The sequence below is a fragment of the Phenylobacterium composti DSM 19425 genome, from assembly GCF_059568645.1.
On the sequence record NZ_JCANTT010000013.1, the window covers coordinates 221312 to 238920 of the forward strand.

The following is a 17609-nucleotide window of genomic DNA, read 5'->3' on the forward strand; positions in this document are numbered from 1 at the left end:
CCGCTCCGCCTTTACTCGGCCTCAGCCGCCACGGGCGGCGGATCGCCCTCCAGCGGCAGGCGCATCCGCCAGACCCCTTTGAACTTCTCGGGGTCGGCGGGCTTGTTGTGGCGCAGGATCACCAGCCGTCCGGCGCGGGCGAGGCCCACCGCCACCGGCCGGACCTTGCCCAGCTCGCGCCGCCAGCCGGCGGCGTCCACGGCCTTGGCCACGTCCTCGGGCGAAACGGACTTGCCCGGCGGGACCTTGGCCAGAAGGTCGAAGATGGCGTCCTCGACGGCCTGGCTCATCCTCAGCCGCCCCGCTTCATGGTCTCGCGGGCGATGATCACCTGCTGGATCTGGCTGGTGCCCTCGTAGATCCGGAAGATGCGCACGTCGCGGTAGAAGCGCTCGATGCCGTACTCGGTGATGTAGCCGGCGCCGCCGAAGATCTGCACGGCCTTGTCGGCCACGCGGCCCACCATCTCGGAGGCGAAGTACTTGGCCGCCGCCCCTTCCATGGTGACGTTCTCGCCGGCGTCGCGCTTGCGGGCGGTCTCCAGCGTCAGCGCCCGGGCCGCCAGGGCCTCGGTCTTGCAGTCGGCGATCATGCCCTGGACGAGCTGGAAGGCGGACAGCGGCTGGCCGAACTGCTTGCGCTCGGCGGCATAGGCCACGCAGTCGGCGATCAGGCGCTCGGCCACGCCCACGCACAGGGCCGAAATGTGCAGCCGGCCCTTGTCCAGCACCTGCATGGCCACCTTGAAGCCCTCGCCCTCGGCGCCAATCAGGTTCTCGGCCGGGACGCGGACGTTGTCGAAGATGACGTCGCAGACGTGGGCGCCCTGCTGGCCCATCTTCTTCTCGGGCTTGCCCACCGACAGGCCGGGGGCGTCCCGCGGCACCAGGAAGGCCGAGACGCCGCCGGCGCCGGGCTTCGAGGGGTCGGTGCGGGCCATGACGGTGAAGAGGTGGGCCTTGTTGGCGTTGGTGATGAACCGCTTGGAGCCGTTCAGCACATAGTGGTCGCCGTCGCGCACCGCCCGGGTCTGGACCGAGGCGGAGTCCGAACCGGCCTCGGGCTCGGTCAGGGCGAAGGAGGTGATGATCTCGCCCGAGGCGATACCGGGCAGGTACTTGGCCTTCTGGGCCTCGGTGCCGAACATCACCAGGGCCTGGGAGCCGATGCCGACATTGGTGCCGAAGGTGGAGCGGAAGGCCGGGCTGGTGCGGCCCATCTCGATGACCACCAGGCACTCATCCTCCATGGACAGGCCCAGGCCGCCGTACTCCTCGGGGATCGAAAGGCCGAAGAGGCCGAGGCCCTTCATCTCCTCAACGACGTCGTCCGGCATGGCGTCCTCTTCCGCCACCTTGGCCTCCAGCGGGCGCAGGCGTTCGCTGACGAAGCGACGGACGGTGTCGATGAGCTGGTCGCGGGTTTCGGCGTCGAGCGCCATGCGGATATCCCCTTCGTCTCTTAGGAGCAGGCTTTGGTTGCGACCGCTTCCCTGAAGCGGCCGAGGCCCACGGCCACCACAGGCCGAGGCCAACTCTCGGTATGAACGCTGCGCGGCGGCACGGAGCAGCCTGGCGGCAGCGCAACGCCAGCCAGAACACCATCTCCACGCTGCTTCACAAACTGGATGGCGCGGTAGTCCAGCGGTTTGGAAGTGCGGTTCCAGATCTTCAGCACCGCGACGCGCTTTTCGGCCGAGGCATCAAGGGCGGCGGCGATCTGGCCATCCGGGGGCGGACCGAATGGCCGTATCGCCGCGCCAGGGGGATGCGCCTCGGCAAGCTGCCCGTTCTCGACCTTGAGCAGCACCGGCAGGCCCTTGTCGTCGAGCCGGAAAAGAGCCCTCTGGCCGAGCACGATCTGCAGCCTCTCACCATCGACCCGCGTCTCGGACTTGAGCGGGATGGAGAGTCTTGCGGCCGGAGCGGCCGGCGCCTTGGGGGCGGTGGCCACGGGCGCGGCGGGCGGCGCAGCCAGCGCTAAGAGAACGGACAGCATCATCATGCTCATGGGCCACCCTCCGGCGGCGAACATGTGACCTCGTTGGTGGCCCGGAAGCGGAGCTGCGAGATCTCCACGGCCTCAGCGCCGGCGGGCCACTGCTCGTAGTTGGCCATCAGCGGCAGGGCCGTGCAAACCCGGGCCGGCGTCCGGCGCCCGCCGGTGATCAGCTCGCCCCGATAGTCGAAGGCCCTGGACACGCCGCTCTCCAGCTTCAGGTGCAGCCGATCGCCTTCGCGCCCGAGGATCAGGACGAGCGTCCCTTCCGGCGGATCGGCGAAACGGCCCTGCCCCGGCCTCGGCGGCGCAGCCTCGGCTTCGGACACGGCCTCGACGGTCGTCGCGCCGGGACGCCCGTCGGGGGTGATGGCGACGGTGACCTTCTGGCCGAGCCCCACGCGGATCACCCCGTCCTCGGCGGCGGCCGGCGTGGCGACGAGGATCGCCGCAGCAAGCGCGGCCGCCCGCCCGATCATGCCTTGGCGAGCGCCAGGGCCGAGCCCTGGCCGACCCCCACGCACATGGTGGCCAGGGCGCGCTCGCCGCCGCGTTCCTTCAGCGCCCGGGCGGCGGTGATGGCCAGACGCGCGCCCGAGGCGCCCAGGGGGTGGCCGATGGCGATGGCGCCGCCATGCGGGTTCACATGCTCGGCGTCGTCCGGCAGGCCCCAGGCGCGGGTGCAGGCCAGGGCCTGGGCGGCGAAGGCCTCGTTCAGTTCGATCACGTCGAAGTCCCGGGCGGTAATGCCCAGGCGGCCGGTGAGCCGCTCCACCGCCGGCACGGGGCCGACGCCCATGATCCGCGGGGCGACGCCGCCCGAAGCCCCGCCCTCGATGCGGGCGATAGGCTCCAGGCCGTACTTCTTCACCGCCTCTTCCGAGGCCAGCACCAGGGCGGCGGCGCCGTCGTTGACGCCCGAGGCGTTGCCGGCGGTCACCGTGCCGTCGGGACGGACGATGGGCTTCAGGCCCTTCAGCGCCTCAAGCGTCGTATCGGGGCGGGGATGCTCGTCCTGGGCCACCACTGTCTCGCCCTTACGGTCCTTGATGGTGATGGGGGCGATCTCGCCGTCGAAGAAGCCGCGCTCGCGGGCCTTGCCGACCCGCTGCTGGCTGCGGTGGGCGAAGGCGTCCTGGGCCTCGCGCTCGATCTGGTAGTCGGAGGCCACGTTCTCGGCGGTCTCCGGCATGGAGTCGACGCCGTAGTCCTTCTGCATCTTGGGATTCACGAACCGCCAGCCGATGGTGGTGTCGAAGATCTCGGCGCTGCGCGAGAAAGCGCTCTCGGCCTTGCCCATGACGAACGGCGAGCGGGTCATGCTCTCGACGCCGCCGGTGATGACGAGATCGGCTTCGCCCACGGCGATCTGCCGGGCGCCGGCGATGGTGGCGTCCAGGCCCGAGGCGCAGAGGCGGTTGACGGTGATGCCCGGGGTGCGCGGCGGCAGGCCGGCCAGCAGCAGGGCCATGCGGGCGACGTTGCGGTTGTCCTCGCCGGCCTGGTTGACGCAGCCGTAGATCACCTCGTCCACGGCCTCCCAGTCCACGTTCGGCAGGCGCTCCATCAGCACCTTCAGCGGATGAGCCGCCAGATCGTCCGCGCGCACCTTGGCCAGCGCCCCGCCGTAGCGGCCGATCGGGGTGCGAACGCCCGTGCAGAGATAGACGGTCCGGCCTTGCATCTTGGCTCCTCGCTAGGCTTTTTGGCGGGCGGGCAAACTAGTGTTCGAATCCGCGGAGGGCAAACCCCAAGGGCGCCTATCGCGCGGGTGTTATTCGCGAGGAACGATGGACGGCGGCGACGAGCAGCAGGGCTACGAGTCTCACCTGACCCAGGTCACCGAAGGCGAATGGGCCGGCTGGTCGTACTATCCGGGCGGCGATCCCTATGAGGACCTGGCCGGCCCGTTCTACATCCAGGAGCGCCCCGAGGGCGTGGTCTGCGCCTTCCGGGCCGAGACCAAGCACATGAACGGCGGAATGTTCATGCACGGCGGCTGCATGATGACCTTCGCCGACTTCTGCCTGTTCGCCATCGCCCGGGACGCGCTGAAAGGCAGCCGGGCGGTGACCGCCACCTTCAACGGCGAACTGGTGGGCTCCGCCGCGGTGGGCGACCTCGTGGAATGCACCGGCGAAGTGGTGAAGGCCGGGCGCAGCATGGTCTTCGTCCGCGGCCTGATCGTGAACGCCAGCCGCGGCGGCGAGCCGATGATGAGCTTCTCGTCCGTCCTGAAGAAGGTGGGGCCCCGCTAGGCGGGCGAGCGGCATGGCGGTGCTCTCCCCGCTCAGCTCGGCCGACATCCCCGAGGTCATGCGCCTGGAGCGGCTGCCCGGATACGAGACCTTCATCGGCCAGTTCACGGCCGAGGAACACGCGGCCGAATTCGCCTCGGCCGACAGCCGCTACTTCGGCGTCCGCGCGGACGAGCGCCTGGCCGGCTTCGTGATCTTCCAGGAGCTCAGCGCCCCGGTCGTCCTCCTGCGGCGCATCGCGGTGGCCGAACCGGGCGGCGGACTCGGGACGGCCATGCTGCGCGAGGCCATGGACTGGGTGTTCCAGGAGACGCCCGCCGAGGGCCTGAAGCTGGATGTCGTGCGGGACAACCCCCGCGCCCGGCGGGTGTACGAGCGCGAGGGCTTCGAGCACTACGACGTCGACGAGACGCACTACTTCCTCAGCATCTCGCGCACGCGCTGGGAGATGCTTCGGGGTCGTGGCGGCTAGACCGCGTCAGGCGGCCTTCTGCGGCATGCCGGCGGCGGCGGCCGGCCGGGCGGCCATGGCGGCGTGCCAGCGGCGGACATTGGCGAGCTCCTCCGGCGGCTTCACCCGGATCATCCGGCCGAAGTCGAGGCCGGTGAAGGCGATGATGTCGGCGATGGTGAGGCGGTCGGCCGCCAGCCACTCGCGCCCCTCCAGCCGGCGATCCAGCACCTTCAAGGCCTTCAGCGCCGACTGCAGCGAATGCTGGCCGACCTCGGGGTTCTGCTTCTCCAGGGCGGCCATGGCCGGATGGGTGTGGCGCACCCCCATCATCAGCGGCGTGGCCACCAGCATCTCGGCCCGGCGCATCCACATCTCGATCACCGCCGTCTCCTCGGGCGTGCGGCCCATGAGGTTCGGCTCGGGATAGACGCTTTCCAGATAGCGGCAGATGGCGACGGACTCGGTGATGCAGGTCCCGTTGTCCAGTTCGAGCATCGGCACGTTCGGCAGGCCGGCCTTGGCCAGATATTCCGGCGTCTTGTGCTGGGCCTCCATGAGGTTGAGCACCACGATCTCGATGTCGTCGATGCCCTTCTCGGCCATGAACCAGCGGACCCGGCGCGGATTGGGCGCGAGCGGAGTGTCGTAGAGTTTCATGACCGGCCTCCCTTCCTGATCAGAAGGAAAGCGTACGCCCGGTCACTTCCGGGTCAAGCGGCGTCGCGTTCAGCCGAACAGGCCGATGGGCAGCAGGCCCACCACCGAAGCCGTCAGGCAGGTGGCCAGGAAGCCGGCGACCATGGCCTTCCAGACCATGCCCACCACCTCGTTGCGCCGCTCGGGCACCAGCACCGTGTAGCCGGCGAGGTTGATGCCCACCGAGGCGACATTGGCGAAGCCGCAGAGGGCGTAGGTCATCAACACGCGCGAGCGCTCGTCCATGGCCTCAAGCGGGATACCGCCCATGCGGATGAAGGCGGTGAACTCGGTGAGCACCAACTTGACGCCCAGCAACGAGCCGGCGGCCGGGGCGTCGTGCCAGGGCACGCCGATGGCCCAGGCGAGCGGGGCGAAGACCCAGCCCAGGGCCCGCTCCACCGACAGGGGCGCGCCCCCCACGTCGGGCAGCGCGCCGAGCATCAGGTTCACCATGGCCACCAGGGCCACGAAGACGATCAGCGTGGCGGCGACGTTGAGGACGATCTGCAGGCCGTCGGTGGTGCCCTTGATGAGGGCGTCGATAGAGCTTTCGTAGCGCTTGGAGGCGGCGGGATCGTAGGCCTGGGCCTGCTCCACATCAGGATCGCGGGGCACGACGATCCGGGCCAGCAGCACCCCGGCGGGCGCTGAGATGATCGAGGCCGTCAGCACATGGGCGGCGGCGTTGGGCAGGACGTCCTTCAGGATGGTGGCGTAGGCCACCATGGTCGAGCCCGAGACGCAGGCCATGCCGACGGCGATCAGCAGGAACAGCTCCGAGCGCGACAGGCCGGCCAGGTAGCTGCGGATGAAGATCGGGCCTTCCACCTGCCCCATGAAGACGGTGGCGGCGGTGGCCAGGGCCGGCGGGCCGCGCAGGCCCATGGCCCGCTCGAAGACCACCCCGAAGGCGCGGGTCACCCAGACCAGGATCCGCCAGTGCCAGAGCAGGGCCGCCAGGGCGCAGACCACCAGGATCACCGGCAGCACGCGGAAGGCGAAGACGAACATGGAGCCGGGGTCGGTCAGCGGATAGGGCTGATTCGACGTCCCGGCGAGAAAGCCGAAGACGAAGGCCACGCCCGCCTGGGTGGAGGCGGCCAGGCCGTCCACCACCTGGCCGACGCCTTGCAGGGCCACCCGCAGCGCCGGGAGGCCGAAGAGCGCCAGGACCAGGACGCCCTGAACGAGGATGGCGCCTATGGCGAGCTTCCAGGGAAATCTGCGCCGGTTCTCCGACATGGCCCAGCACAGCCCGAGGACCACGAGGACGCCGACGAGGCTCTGGGCATTGGCGAGACTGAACATTCATCCCCCGATGCGCCGCCCCGGACCTCGTCCGAGTCAGGCGGCCCATCGGGCGATAGAAGGCGCCAGACGCCCCGGCAGGCAAGCGCTAGAGGTTGACCATGGCCAGGCCGCGGGCGTCATAGCGGGCGCCCTCCACGGCCGTCTCGGGAACCGCCGCGGCGATGGCGGCGAGGTCCTCGGGCGTCAGCTCGATGTCCACGGCCCCTACGTTCTCCTCGACACGGGCGGGGTTGGTGGTCCCGGGGATCGGCACGATGTCCGGCCCCTGCGCAAGCAGCCAGGCGAGGGCCAGCTGGGCCGGGGTGCGACCTTTCGCCCGGGCCAGGGCGGTGAGGGTCTCCACCAGCGGCAGGTTCTTCTCCAGGGCCCCGTCCTGGAACCTCGGCACGAAGCGCCGGAAGTCGTTGTCGGCGAGGGAGCCCTTGCCCCGGACCGCCCCGGCCAGGAAGCCGCGGCCGAGGGGGCTGTAGGGCACGAAGCCGATGCCGAGCTCGCGCAAGGTGGGCAGGACCGTGGTCTCGGGATCACGCGTCCAGAGGGAATATTCCGACTGCAGGGCGCTGACCGGATGGACGGCGTGGGCCCGGCGGATGGTGTCTGCGCCTGCCTCGGAGAGGCCAAAATAGCGGACCTTGCCCGCCTTCACGAGGTCGCCCACCGTCCCGGCCACGTCCTCGATCGGCACATTGGGGTCGACCCGGTGCTGGTAGAAAAGATCGATCACCTCGACGCCCAGGCGCTTGAGCGAGGCGTCGGCCACGGCGCGGATGTTCTCCGGCCGGCTGTTGACGCCGGTGGGGCGGCCCGCCGCCCGGGCGGCCTCCAGGTCGAAGCCGAACTTGGTGGCGATGCGAAGCCGATGGCGGGCCTCGCCCAGCCCCTTGGACACCAGCACCTCGTTGGTGGTCATGCCGTAGATCTCGGCGGTGTCGAAGAAGGTGATCCCCGCCTCCACGGCCTTCTGCAGCACGGCCGTGGCGCGGCCCTCGTCCAGCGGGGCGTTGTAGACTCCGGACAGGCCCATGCAGCCGAAGCCGATGGCCGACACTTCCAGTCCCTGGGTTCCGAGCTTGCGCGTCTTCATGGGAGGCCTCCTTCCGCCGCCATGACATCTGGGCGTGCGGGCGCGGCGGCACAATGCCGCGCCGGGCGGGCCAGCGCATTACGAAGGTTTAATCGCCCCGTCCGCATCCGCTCGCGGCGCCGGCCGCCTCTTTCCGGGTGAAGCGCGATCCGATCGCGCCAAGCTTGGGAAGGGCGTTCTCGCCATGTCGTTGGCCTTGGCCACATTGATCCATGAGTGGCGCCGCTACACCGCCGCGGTGGTGGCGCTCGCGTTCTCGGGCCTGTTGATCCTGGCCCAGGTCGGGATGTTCGTCGGCATCGTGAAGGGGGTGACGGCGACGCTCGAGCGCAGCCGCGCCGACCTGATGATCCTGCCGGCCAAGATGGAGAGCCTGATCAACTCGGGCGGCGGCGCCCTGCCCGCCCGCCTCCAGCCGCAGATGTACCTGCACCCCGAGGTCGTCGAGGTGGCGGCCTGGGACATCGAGGGCGGCCGCTGGGTGAACCAGCCGAAGGACGGCGGCAAGGCCGTCACCACCTGGGTCGACGTCAACATGGTGGACACCCGCCCGGGCGCGGTGACCCTGCCCGTGGACTATACCGAAGCGACCCGCCAGGCGCTGATGGAGCCCTATGCGGTGGCCATCGACCGCAGCCAGCTGAAGCGCCTGGGCGTGCAGCTGGGCGACAGCGCCACCCTCAACGGCAAGACCGTGCGGGTGCGGGCGATCCTCGACGGCTATCCCAACATCAACAACGCCGCGGTGGTGGCCTCGCGCGACACCATCCGCCTACTGGGCTTCAACCGGGACACCTCAAAGACCGGGCCGCTGATGGTGCGGCTCCAGGACCCGTCCCGAGCGCTTATCGTCCGAGACCAGCTGAACGCCACCGCCAAGGGCGCCTATCGCGCCTGGACCCGGGAGGAGTTGCGCAAGGCCAACGAGGGGGCGCTGATGAGCGAGCAGATCATCGGCATCTTCATCGGCTTCTCGGTCTTCCTGGGCTTCCTGATCGGGGTCGGCATCACGTCCCAGACCCTGCGCGGGGCGATCCTGTCGTCGATCAAGGAGTTCGCCAGCCTGCGGGCCCTGGGCGTCTCCATGGGCGCCCTGCGGCTGATCGTGATGGAGCTGTCGGTGTGGGTGGGGGTCGTGGGCCTGGCGGCCACCGGCCTCTTCACCTCCGGCGTCTATCTGCTGGCGCGCAACGGCGGCATGCCCATGGGCTTCCCCGCGCCGTGGGTGATCGGCGTCTCGGTTCTCCTGCTCGTCATCTCGGGCGCGTCCGGCCTGCTGGCCCTGGGCGTCCTGAAGAAGAGCCAACCTGCGGACCTGCTGCGATGAGCTCGAACCCCACCGCCATCGAGGCGTACGGCGTCTACAAGCGCTTCAAGACCGGCCGCACGCACATCGAGGTGCTCAAGCGCGTCGACTTCGACGCCCGCCACGGCGAGGTGACCATGGTCATGGGGCCTTCCGGCTCCGGCAAGTCGACCCTGGTGGCCGCCCTGTCCGGCCTGCTGAGGCCCGACGAGGGCGGGGTCAGGGCCCTGGACACCGACATCTGGAAGCTGCGCCCCAGTAAGCTGGACCGCTTCCGGCTCGACCACTGCGGCTTCATCTTCCAGGGCTTCAACCTGTTCTCGGCCCTCACCGCCCTGCAGCAGGTGGAGATCATCCTGAAACACCAGGGCCACTCCAAGTCGGCGGCCCGGGAAAAGGCCGCCCAGGCCCTGGAGGAGGTCGGCCTCGGCAAGCGCCTGAATTCGCGGCCCGCGGAAATGTCGGGCGGCGAGAAGCAGCGGGTGGCCATCGCCCGGGCCCTGGCCAAGGACCCGCGGCTGGTGTTCGCCGACGAGCCCACCTCGGCCCTCGACGGCGAGAACGGCCAGATCGTCATCCGCCTGTTGCAGCGGGCGGCCAAGCAGCACGGCGCGGCGGTGATCTGCGTGACCCACGACCCGCGCCTGGAAGCCTTCGCCGACCGCGTGATCCACCTGGAGGACGGCGAGATCCGCGAGGACCGCCGCCCGCTCCCGCCGGTCGCCGCCTCGGCCGTCGCCCTACACCACGCCCAAACCGAGCTCGTCGGAGCCTAGAGACCCATGCCCGCCATCTTCCGTAACCGCTTCGTCTGGATCGTCGCCCTCGTCCTGGTGCTGGGCGGCGGCGGCGTCATGCTCATGTCCGGCCAGGCCAAGGCCAGGAAAGAGGCCGAAGCCAAGGCCGCCGCCGAGGTGAAGCCCAGCCCCTACGCCGCCGTGGCCAACGGCAAGGCCGATGTGGAGGGCGGCATCATCCAGGTGGCCGCCCGTCGGGCGGGCGTGGTGCGCGAGGTGCTGGTCCAGGAGGGCGACGATGTGGTGAAGGGGCAGATCCTCGCCCGCCTCGAGGACGACGAGCCGCGCCTGCAGGCCGCTCGCGCCGCCGCCGAGGTGCGCGAGGCCCGGGCCGCCCTCGCCCTGCTGGAGGTGCAGCTCTCGGCCGCCGAGCGCGAGGAGCGGCGGCTGCAGGGCCTGGCCCCCTCCAACTTCGTCGCCGCCCAGAAGCTCGACCAGGCCCGGGACGCCGTGCGTGAGGCCCAGGCCAAGATCCTGGCCCAGAAGGCGGTGGTGGCCACGGCCGAGGCCCGCCTGAGCGAGGCCCGCTACGACCAGGAGCTCAGCATCATCCGCGCCCCGGCGGACGGGCGGGTGGTGCGCCGCTACGCCAACCCCGGCGCGGGGGCGTCGACGCTCAACGTCTCCAACATGTTCGACCTGGAGCCCAAGGCCGGGCGCATCGTCCGGGCCGAGATCGCCGAGGGCGCCCTGCCCTATGTGACCGTGGGCCAGAGCGTGAAGATGTCCCCCGAGAGCGACCCCACCAAGACCTTCGACGGCCGCGTGTTGCGCCGGGCGGCGGTGTTCGGCGCCCGCAAGCTGCAGTCGGACGACCCGAACGAGCGCACCGACGACCGCGTGGTCGAGGTGGTGGTGGACAGCTCGAGCGCCCCGTTCCTGATCGGCCAGCGCGTGCTCGTGAAGTTCGTCCGCCAGCAGCAGGCCGAGGCCGAGCCATCCGCCCCCTCAGCGCCGCAGGGCTAGGGTTTCCCCAAGCACCCGAACCTTGCGCGCCCGCCTCCCCCGTCGATCCTGGCGACGGGGGAGGCCCCCTCATCGGCCGCCCTGCCCTCGCGTCAGCTTGACGCACCTTTCGCCGCGCCGCACAACGCGGCGGCTTTTCCGAACACCTGTTCAAGAGGGACATGCACATGGCGGACATCCGCTTCGACGGCAAAGTGGCGATCGTCACCGGCGCGGGCGGGGGCCTGGGCCGCCAGCACGCCCTGGAGCTGGCCCGGCGCGGGGCCAAGGTCGTGGTCAACGACCTGGGCGGCTCGGTTGACGGCTCGGGCGGCGGCTCCGACGCGGCCAACAAGGTCGTGGAAGAGATCAAGGCCTTCGGCGGCGAAGCCATCGCCAACGGCAGCTCGGTGACCGACGACGCCGGCGTCGCCCGGATGGTCAAGGACGCCATGGACGCCTGGGGCCGGATCGACATCCTGGTCGCCAACGCCGGCATCCTGCGCGACAAGACCTTCGCCAAGATGGAGCTCGCCGACTTCCAGGTGGTGGTCGACGTCCACCTGATGGGCACCGTGAAGCCGGCCAAGGCCGTCTGGGAGATCATGCGCCAGCAGAACTACGGGCGCATCGTCGTCACCACCTCGTCCACGGGCCTCTATGGCAACTTCGGCCAGTCGAACTACGGCGCCGCCAAGCTCGGCCTCGTGGGCTTCATGAACACCCTCAAGCTCGAGGGCCAGAAGAACAACATCCATGTCAACGCCATCAGCCCGGTGGCCGCCACGCGGATGACCGAGAACCTGATGCCGCCCCAGGTGCTGGAGCAGCTGAAGCCCGAATACGTGACCCCCGGCGTGGTGTTCCTGTGCTCGGAAGAGGCCCCCACCGGCACGGTCCTGACCGCCGGCGCCGGCGCCTTCGCCGTGGCCCGCATCGTCGAGACCGAGGGCGTGTACCTGGGCCCGGACGCCACCGTTGAGGCCGTGCGCGACAACTTCGCCAAGATCGCCGACGCCGCGGGCGCCCAGGCCTATGTCAACGGCGGCGAACAGACCGCCAAGTTCTTCCGCAAGATGCAGGGCGGCTGAGCCGCCTGACCGTCCGGTCGCGAAGGGCCCTTCCCGGCGACGGGGAGGGCCCTTTGTTTTGGCGCCACATCCGCGTCCGTTTCGGCGCCGCAATCTCTTTGCGCTTGCGCCGGCCCATGTGATCGCGCGTAACCTAGGAACGGGCGCCCGCCAGAGGCGCGATCGAGTGGAGGGTTTGAGCGTGGCGACGGCGAAGTCTGGAACTGCGGCTGGTCACCTCTCAACCTTCCACGTCCTCGCCTTCGCCAGCGCCAGCATCCCGATCCAGGCGCTGGTCCTGGCCATCAGCGTCCACCTGCCCCGCTACTTCGCCAGCCACATCGGCCTGGAGCTCGCCGTGGTGGGGGCGGCCTTCGCCATGGTCCGGCTGATCGACATCCCGATCGACGTCGGCCTCGGCATGGCCATGGACCGCACCCGCACCCGCTTCGGGCGCTACCGCGTCTGGCTGGCGCTCGGGACGCCGGTGATGATGGCGGGCCTGTGGTTCGTGCTTCAGGCCGGTCCCTCGACCTCGCAGCTCGGCCTGAGCGGCATCCTGCTGTTCCTCTATATCGGCTATTCGATGGTCTACCTCTCGCACCTGGCCTGGGGCGGGGTGCTGGGGCCGACCTATGAACAGCGCAACCGCGTGTTCGGGGCGATCATCGGCCTCGGGGTCGCCGGCTCGGTCGCCGTCCTGCTGATCCCGGTGGTGATGCAGCAGCTGGGGGCCACCGAGGGCGAGGGCGTCCAGGCCATGGTGTGGTTCATCATCCTGGCCCTGCCGGTCACGGCGCTGATGGTGCTGGGCTTCACCCGCGAGCCGATCACCCGCGATCACAAAACCCAGTTCGGCCTGCGCGACTACCTCACCCTGCTGAAGCACGGGAACGTGGTCCGCCTGCTGGTGGCCGACCTGTGCGCCACCCTCGGGCCGGGGTGGATGGCGACCCTGTATCTCTTCTACTTCAACGACAGCCGCGGCTTCGACACCGCCCAGGCGAACCTGCTGCTGATGATCTACATCGCCGCCGGCTTCGCGGGCGCGCCGTTCATGGCCTGGCTGGGCAACCGCATCGGCAAGCACCGCAGCCTGATGGTCGGCACCACCATCTATTCCATCGGCCTGATGATCGTGCCGTTCCTGCCGGCCGGAAACTTCCTGGCCTTCGCGCCGGGGATGTTCATCGTCGGCGCCATGGCGGCGGGCTTCCTGGTGATGATCCGCGCCCTCACCGGCGACATCGCCGACGAGATGCGGCTGGCGCACGGGCGCGAATACATGGGCCTGATGTACGCCCTGACCATCGGCACCTCGAAGATCGCCTCGGGCCTCTCGGCCCTGACCTTCGTGCTGCTGGCGGCGATCGGCTACCAGGCCCGGGCCGGGGCGGTGAACACGCCCGAGGCGATCCAGGCCCTGGAGCTGGTCTATATCGTCGGGCCGATCTTCTTCGTGATGCTCGCGGGCGCGAGCTTCATCGGCTACAAGCTGACCCCCGAGCGGCACGCCGAGATCCGCCGTCAGCTGGACGAGCGCGATGCGACCTACGCCGAGGCGCCCTCGCTCGGCACCCTCACTGGCGACGACATGATCGTGCCCCCGGGCGAGGCTCCGTCGAAACCCTAGCGGCCAGGCCCCTAAGGCGCCCGATCAGGGCTTGAGCGCCTCGGCCATCTGCAGGAAGGCCCGGGAGGCGGCCGCGTCCGGCGTCGTGGCCACCAGCGGACGGCCCTCGTCCCCACCCTGGCGCAGGGCGACCTCGATGGGCACCTGGGCCAGCAGCGGCACGCCGAGCCGCCTTGCCTCCTCGGCCGCGCCGCCCTCGCCGAAGATGGCGGTGCGCGAGCCGTCGGCCCCTTCGAACCAGGCCATGTTCTCGACCACGCCCAGGATCGGCGTCCCGGTCTTGCCAAACATGGTCGCCGCCCGGCGGGCGTCGATCAGGGCGATCTCCTGGGGCGTCGAGACGATGACCACCCCGTCCAGCTTCAGCCGCTGGACCAGGGTGAGCTGGATGTCGCCGGTGCCGGGGGGCAGGTCCACCACCAGCACGTCCAGGGGCGCCTCGGCCGTCCCCCAGTTGGAATTCATCAGGCTACGGAGCGCCGACGAGGCCATGGGCCCGCGCCAGATGCTGGCCTGGCCGGGCTCGACGATGAAGCCGATGGACATGACCTTCACGCCCCAGGCCTCCAGCGGATTGAGGCGCTTGTCGGCGTCGAAGGTGGGCTCGCCGTCCACCCCCAGCATGTGGGGCGCCGAGGGGCCGTAGATATCGGCGTCCAGAAGGCCGGCGCGCAGGCCGAGCCGCGCGAAGGCGGCCGCCAGGTTCACCGAGACCGTCGACTTGCCCACGCCGCCCTTGCCGCTGGCCACGGCGATGACCTTGCGCACATGGGGCGGGCGCTCGGCTTCCGGCATGGGAGCCAGGCGCGCCTGCGGGTCCTCGCTCACCCGGGCCCGGCGGCCGGCGGCGCTGGGCGCCGTGCGCAGCTGCGGCGCCTCGGTCTCGGCGGTGAGCACCACCTGGGCGGTCTCCACCCCCGGCGCGGCGGCCAGGGCCTGCTCGGCGGCGTCCCGCACCGGCCGGTAGAGCTCGATGTCGGCGGGCGGAACCTCCAGCATGAAGGCCGCCCGGGTCCCGCGCAGCACGAGGCCCCGCACCAGGCCGGCCTCGGCCAGGCCGCGCCCCGACTTGGGGTCGCGCACCGCATCCAGCGCCCTGAGGACGACCGCTCTGTCCGGACCCGCCGGTTGGATCATGCCGCTTTGTCTTGCTTTGGTTGGGAAGGGGTCTCATATCCGGCTGACAGCGTCGGTTTACAAGTCCGCTGGTTTACAAGCCGGCTCCGGGCTTTAAGCAGAAGACCGACACGCGATCCCCCAAGCCCTTCAACCGAGTACGTGAACCCCGGCTGATGCCCTGGAATGACAACGCCAATCCCGGCCCATGGGGCTCCCCCCCGTCCGGCGACGGCGACCGCAACACCCCGCCGCCCAGGCGGCCCCGAAACGGCGGCGGCGGCCGCGGGCCGAACGGCCCCGACTTCAACGCCAGCTTCGAGCGGCTCGCGCAGCGCCTGCGCGACTTCCTCGGCGGCCCGGGCGGCGGCGGCGTACGCCCTGGCGCGGTGGCCGCCGCGGTGGGCGCGGCCTTCGGCCTGTGGGCTCTGTCGGGCATCTACATCGTCCAGCCGAACGAGGAGGCCGTGGTCACCACCTTCGGCGCCTATTCGCGCAACGAAGGCCCGGGCCTGAACTACCACCTGCCGGCGCCGATCGAGCGCGTGCAGAAGGTGCCGGTCACCAGCCTCCAGCGCCTCGACGTGGGCGGCGGCGCGCCGGGATCGGCGCCCGAGGAGAGCCTGATGCTCACGGGCGATGAGAACATCATCGACCTGCAGTTCAGCGTTACCTGGCGGGTGGCCGACGCCGACCAGTTCGTCTTCACCATCCGCGACCCCGAAGGCTCGGTGAAGGCCGTGGCCGAGGCGGCCATGCGCGAGGTGGTGGGGCGCACCCCCCTGCTCGACATCCTCACCACGGGCCGTGGCCGCGTGCAGCTCCAGGCCGCCGAACAGATGCAGAAGGTGCTCGACACCTGGGGCGCGGGCGTCCGCATCGACGAAGTCCAGATCCGTTCGGCCAACCCGCCGCAGCAGGTGCGGGCCGCCTTCCTCGACGTGGTCAGCGCCCAGCAGGACCAGGAGTCGGCGGTCAACGAGGCCAACGGCTACCGGAACCGGGTCATCAACGAGGCCAAGGGCGACGCCGCGCGCATCATCCAGTCGGCCGAGGCCTATCGCGAACAGGCCGTGCGGGAAGCCGTCGGCGACGCCTCGCGCTTCAACGCGGTGCTGAACGAATACCGTCGCGCGCCCGGCGCCACCCGCGACCGGATCTACATCGAGACCATGCAGCGCGTGCTGCAGCGCTCGAACAAGGTGATCATCGACAGCAACGGGGCCAGCGCCCCGGTGATCCTGCCGCCCGATATCTTCCGCCCGCGCACCCAGGCCCAGGGCGCGCCCGCGCCCGACGTGGTCGTGACGCCGCCGCAGGCCGGGAGGACCCCGCAATGAGCCGTCGTCTCTGGACCTATCTGATCCTGGCCATCGGCGCCGTCGTGCTGCTCGGCAACACGCTCTATGTGGTCGACCAGCGCGAACAGGCCATCGTCCTGCGCTTCGGCGAGCCCGTGCGCGTGGTGAACGCCCCCGGCAAGCCCGGCGCGGGCCTGAACCTGAAATTCCCCTTCTGGGAGAACGTCATCAAGTTCGACCGGCGCAACCTCGCCCTGGAAAGCCAGCAGGAAGAAATCCTCACCGCCGACCAGCAGCGGCTCGTGGTGGACGCCTTCGTGCGCTACCGCATCTCCGACCCCCTGGCCTTCTACCGGAGCCTGCGTGACGAGCGCACGGCCACCGACCGGATCGAGCGGCTGGTGAACTCGTCGCTGCGCCAGGTCCTGGGTTCGGCGCCTCAGGCCGACATCATCTCGGGCCGCCGCTCGCAGCTGATGCAGCAGGCCCGGGACGACGTGGCCCGCCGGGCCGAGGCCTCGCGCTTCGGCATCCAGGTGATCGACGTGCGGATCCGCCGGGCCGACCTGCCCGAGGAAAACCAGCCGAACGTCTTCCGCCGGATGGAGACCTCGCGTCAGCAGGACGCCGCGCGCATCCGCGCCGAGGGCGAACAGCAGAAGCGCGAGATCATTGCCCAGGCCGACCGGGAGGTGACCATCACCCTCGCCCAGGCCCAGGAACAGGGGGAGACCATCCGCGGTCAGGGCGACGCCGAGCGGACGCGCATCTTCGCCCAGAGCTTCGGCCGCGATCCGTCGTTCGCCGCCTTCTGGCGCTCGATGCAGGCCTATGAGGCGAGCCTTGGCCAGGGCGACACCACCATGGTGCTCTCCCCGGACAGCGCTTTCTTCCGCTACTTCGAGAAAGGCCCGTCCGGCAGCCGCTGACGGCCGGGACCACAGTCCAAGCCCCCTTCCGCCCCGCGGGAGGGGGCTTCTTCATGTGAGCAGTTCGCGGACCTCGTGCAGGTCGCGGGCGATGCGGAGGCAGAGGCTCCGCATCTCCTCATTGGGGTCCAGCATGTCGGGGACCATGATGGTCATCATGCCGGCGGCGCAGGCCGCGCGGACGCCGTTGTGGCTGTCCTCCAGGGCCAGGCATTCGGCCGGATCGACCCCCAGCCGGGCGGCCGCCATGAGGTACGGGTCGGGATTGGGCTTCGGCCGCGGATAGTCGCCGTTGGCGAGGATGGCGTGGAACCGGTCCAGCAGGCCGTGGCCGCCGATGTGATGCTCCACCGCCTCGCGACGCGACGAGGTGGCGATGGCCCGGGGCAGGCCCAGCTCGTCCAGGCGGTCCAGCATCTCCACCACGCCCGCCTTCAGCGCCACCTCGGCGTCGATCAGCTCGTGAAAGCGTCGGGTCGCGCCCGTGCGCAGGGCCTCGGTGTCGAAGCCGGGGCCGAAATGCTCCACCAGCACCCGGGCCCCGTTTATCCAGACGTGGCCGATCATCCGCTTCAGGACCTCGAGCGGCAGCTCGTGGCCCATGTGGGCGGCCTCGGCGATCAGCGCCTCGCAATAGACCGTCTCGGTGTCGACGAGCAGACCGTCCATGTCGAACACGACGGCCCGGACGGGGCGCGGCCAGGTCAT

General features: G+C 70.3%; 19 protein-coding genes. 9 read left to right on the forward strand and 10 right to left on the reverse strand.

From position 1 onward, the window contains the following. Nucleotides 1-11 precede the first annotated feature (11 nt). The 5 genes from BO64_RS07395 to pcaF are packed head-to-tail and all read right to left on the reverse strand — an operon-like array spanning nucleotide 12 to nucleotide 3682. A complete protein-coding gene (locus BO64_RS07395; RefSeq protein ID WP_496402640.1) occupies nucleotides 12-290 on the reverse strand; it encodes a DUF3253 domain-containing protein in 279 nt (92 codons plus the stop codon). A 2-nt stretch (nucleotides 291-292) separates the two neighbouring features. Then, nucleotides 293-1441, reverse strand: coding sequence for an acyl-CoA dehydrogenase family protein (locus tag BO64_RS07400; RefSeq protein WP_496402641.1), 1149 nt, complete (start codon nucleotides 1439-1441; stop codon nucleotides 293-295). Between the two features lie 20 nt (nucleotides 1442-1461). Beyond that, a complete protein-coding gene (locus tag BO64_RS07405; RefSeq protein ID WP_496402642.1) occupies nucleotides 1462-2010 on the reverse strand; it encodes a hypothetical protein in 549 nt (182 codons plus the stop codon). Further along, entirely contained in the window at nucleotides 2007-2477 is a 471-nt protein-coding gene (locus tag BO64_RS07410; protein WP_496402643.1) for a hypothetical protein, read from the reverse strand. The genes BO64_RS07405 and BO64_RS07410 overlap by 4 nt, the downstream gene beginning before the upstream one ends. Further along, entirely contained in the window at nucleotides 2474-3682 is a 1209-nt protein-coding gene (gene pcaF / locus BO64_RS07415) for a 3-oxoadipyl-CoA thiolase (protein WP_496402644.1), read from the reverse strand. The genes BO64_RS07410 and pcaF overlap by 4 nt, the downstream gene beginning before the upstream one ends. A gap of 106 nt (nucleotides 3683-3788) precedes the next feature. Here pcaF and BO64_RS07420 point away from each other — a divergent pair, with 106 nt between their 5' ends. Together BO64_RS07420 and BO64_RS07425 are read left to right on the forward strand one after the other, a co-directional pair. Then, entirely contained in the window at nucleotides 3789-4256 is a 468-nt protein-coding gene (locus tag BO64_RS07420; RefSeq protein ID WP_496402645.1) for a PaaI family thioesterase, read from the forward strand. Nucleotides 4257-4269: 13 nt separating this feature from the next. Then, nucleotides 4270-4728: a GNAT family N-acetyltransferase gene (locus BO64_RS07425; protein WP_496402646.1), complete on the forward strand. Its 459-nt coding sequence runs from the start codon at nucleotides 4270-4272 to the stop codon at nucleotides 4726-4728. Between the two features lie 6 nt (nucleotides 4729-4734). Here BO64_RS07425 and BO64_RS07430 read toward each other — a convergent pair whose 3' ends face one another. The 3 genes from BO64_RS07430 to BO64_RS07440 all read right to left on the reverse strand — a co-directional run bounded on the left by BO64_RS07430 (nucleotide 4735) and on the right by BO64_RS07440 (nucleotide 7804). Beyond that, nucleotides 4735-5367, reverse strand: a complete 633-nt coding sequence (locus BO64_RS07430; protein ID WP_496402647.1) for a glutathione S-transferase family protein — start codon at nucleotides 5365-5367, stop codon at nucleotides 4735-4737. A gap of 69 nt (nucleotides 5368-5436) precedes the next feature. Next, nucleotides 5437-6717, reverse strand: coding sequence for a NupC/NupG family nucleoside CNT transporter (locus BO64_RS07435; protein WP_496402648.1), 1281 nt, complete (start codon nucleotides 6715-6717; stop codon nucleotides 5437-5439). Between the two features lie 88 nt (nucleotides 6718-6805). Further along, nucleotides 6806-7804, reverse strand: coding sequence for an aldo/keto reductase (locus BO64_RS07440; RefSeq protein ID WP_496402649.1), 999 nt, complete (start codon nucleotides 7802-7804; stop codon nucleotides 6806-6808). Between the two features lie 184 nt (nucleotides 7805-7988). Here BO64_RS07440 and BO64_RS07445 point away from each other — a divergent pair, with 184 nt between their 5' ends. From BO64_RS07445 to BO64_RS07465, 5 genes are all read left to right on the forward strand, one after another. Next, nucleotides 7989-9131: an ABC transporter permease gene (locus BO64_RS07445; RefSeq protein WP_496402650.1), complete on the forward strand. Its 1143-nt coding sequence runs from the start codon at nucleotides 7989-7991 to the stop codon at nucleotides 9129-9131. Continuing rightward, nucleotides 9128-9886: an ABC transporter ATP-binding protein gene (locus BO64_RS07450; protein ID WP_496402651.1), complete on the forward strand. Its 759-nt coding sequence runs from the start codon at nucleotides 9128-9130 to the stop codon at nucleotides 9884-9886. Before BO64_RS07445 ends, BO64_RS07450 begins: the two co-directional genes overlap by 4 nt. Before the next feature lie 6 nt (nucleotides 9887-9892). Further along, the gene (locus tag BO64_RS07455; protein WP_496402652.1) at nucleotides 9893-10873 is read left to right on the forward strand and encodes an efflux RND transporter periplasmic adaptor subunit; all 981 of its coding nucleotides are present in this window, start codon (nucleotides 9893-9895) and stop codon (nucleotides 10871-10873) included. 167 nt (nucleotides 10874-11040) lie between these two features. After that, on the forward strand, nucleotides 11041-11943 hold the full coding sequence (locus tag BO64_RS07460) for an SDR family NAD(P)-dependent oxidoreductase (RefSeq protein WP_496402653.1): 903 nt from the start codon (nucleotides 11041-11043) through the stop codon (nucleotides 11941-11943). A gap of 181 nt (nucleotides 11944-12124) precedes the next feature. After that, on the forward strand, nucleotides 12125-13555 hold the full coding sequence (locus tag BO64_RS07465) for an MFS transporter (RefSeq protein ID WP_496402654.1): 1431 nt from the start codon (nucleotides 12125-12127) through the stop codon (nucleotides 13553-13555). 24 nt (nucleotides 13556-13579) lie between these two features. Here the strand turns inward: BO64_RS07465 and BO64_RS07470 are convergent, their stop codons facing one another. Next, a complete protein-coding gene (locus tag BO64_RS07470) occupies nucleotides 13580-14692 on the reverse strand; it encodes an Mrp/NBP35 family ATP-binding protein (RefSeq protein ID WP_496402655.1) in 1113 nt (370 codons plus the stop codon). Between the two features lie 155 nt (nucleotides 14693-14847). On the opposite strand from BO64_RS07470, the gene hflK reads away from it, so the two are divergent. Together hflK and hflC are read left to right on the forward strand one after the other, a co-directional pair. Further along, the gene (gene hflK, locus BO64_RS07475) at nucleotides 14848-16011 is read left to right on the forward strand and encodes an FtsH protease activity modulator HflK (protein WP_496402656.1); all 1164 of its coding nucleotides are present in this window, start codon (nucleotides 14848-14850) and stop codon (nucleotides 16009-16011) included. Beyond that, nucleotides 16008-16901, forward strand: a complete 894-nt coding sequence (gene hflC / locus BO64_RS07480; RefSeq protein WP_496402657.1) for a protease modulator HflC — start codon at nucleotides 16008-16010, stop codon at nucleotides 16899-16901. Before hflK ends, hflC begins: the two co-directional genes overlap by 4 nt. Nucleotides 16902-16952: 51 nt before the next feature. Here hflC and BO64_RS07485 read toward each other — a convergent pair whose 3' ends face one another. Further along, nucleotides 16953-17609 carry an HAD family hydrolase gene (locus BO64_RS07485; protein ID WP_496402658.1) on the reverse strand — a complete coding sequence of 219 codons (657 nt, stop codon included), beginning with the start codon at nucleotides 17607-17609 and terminating at the stop codon, nucleotides 16953-16955.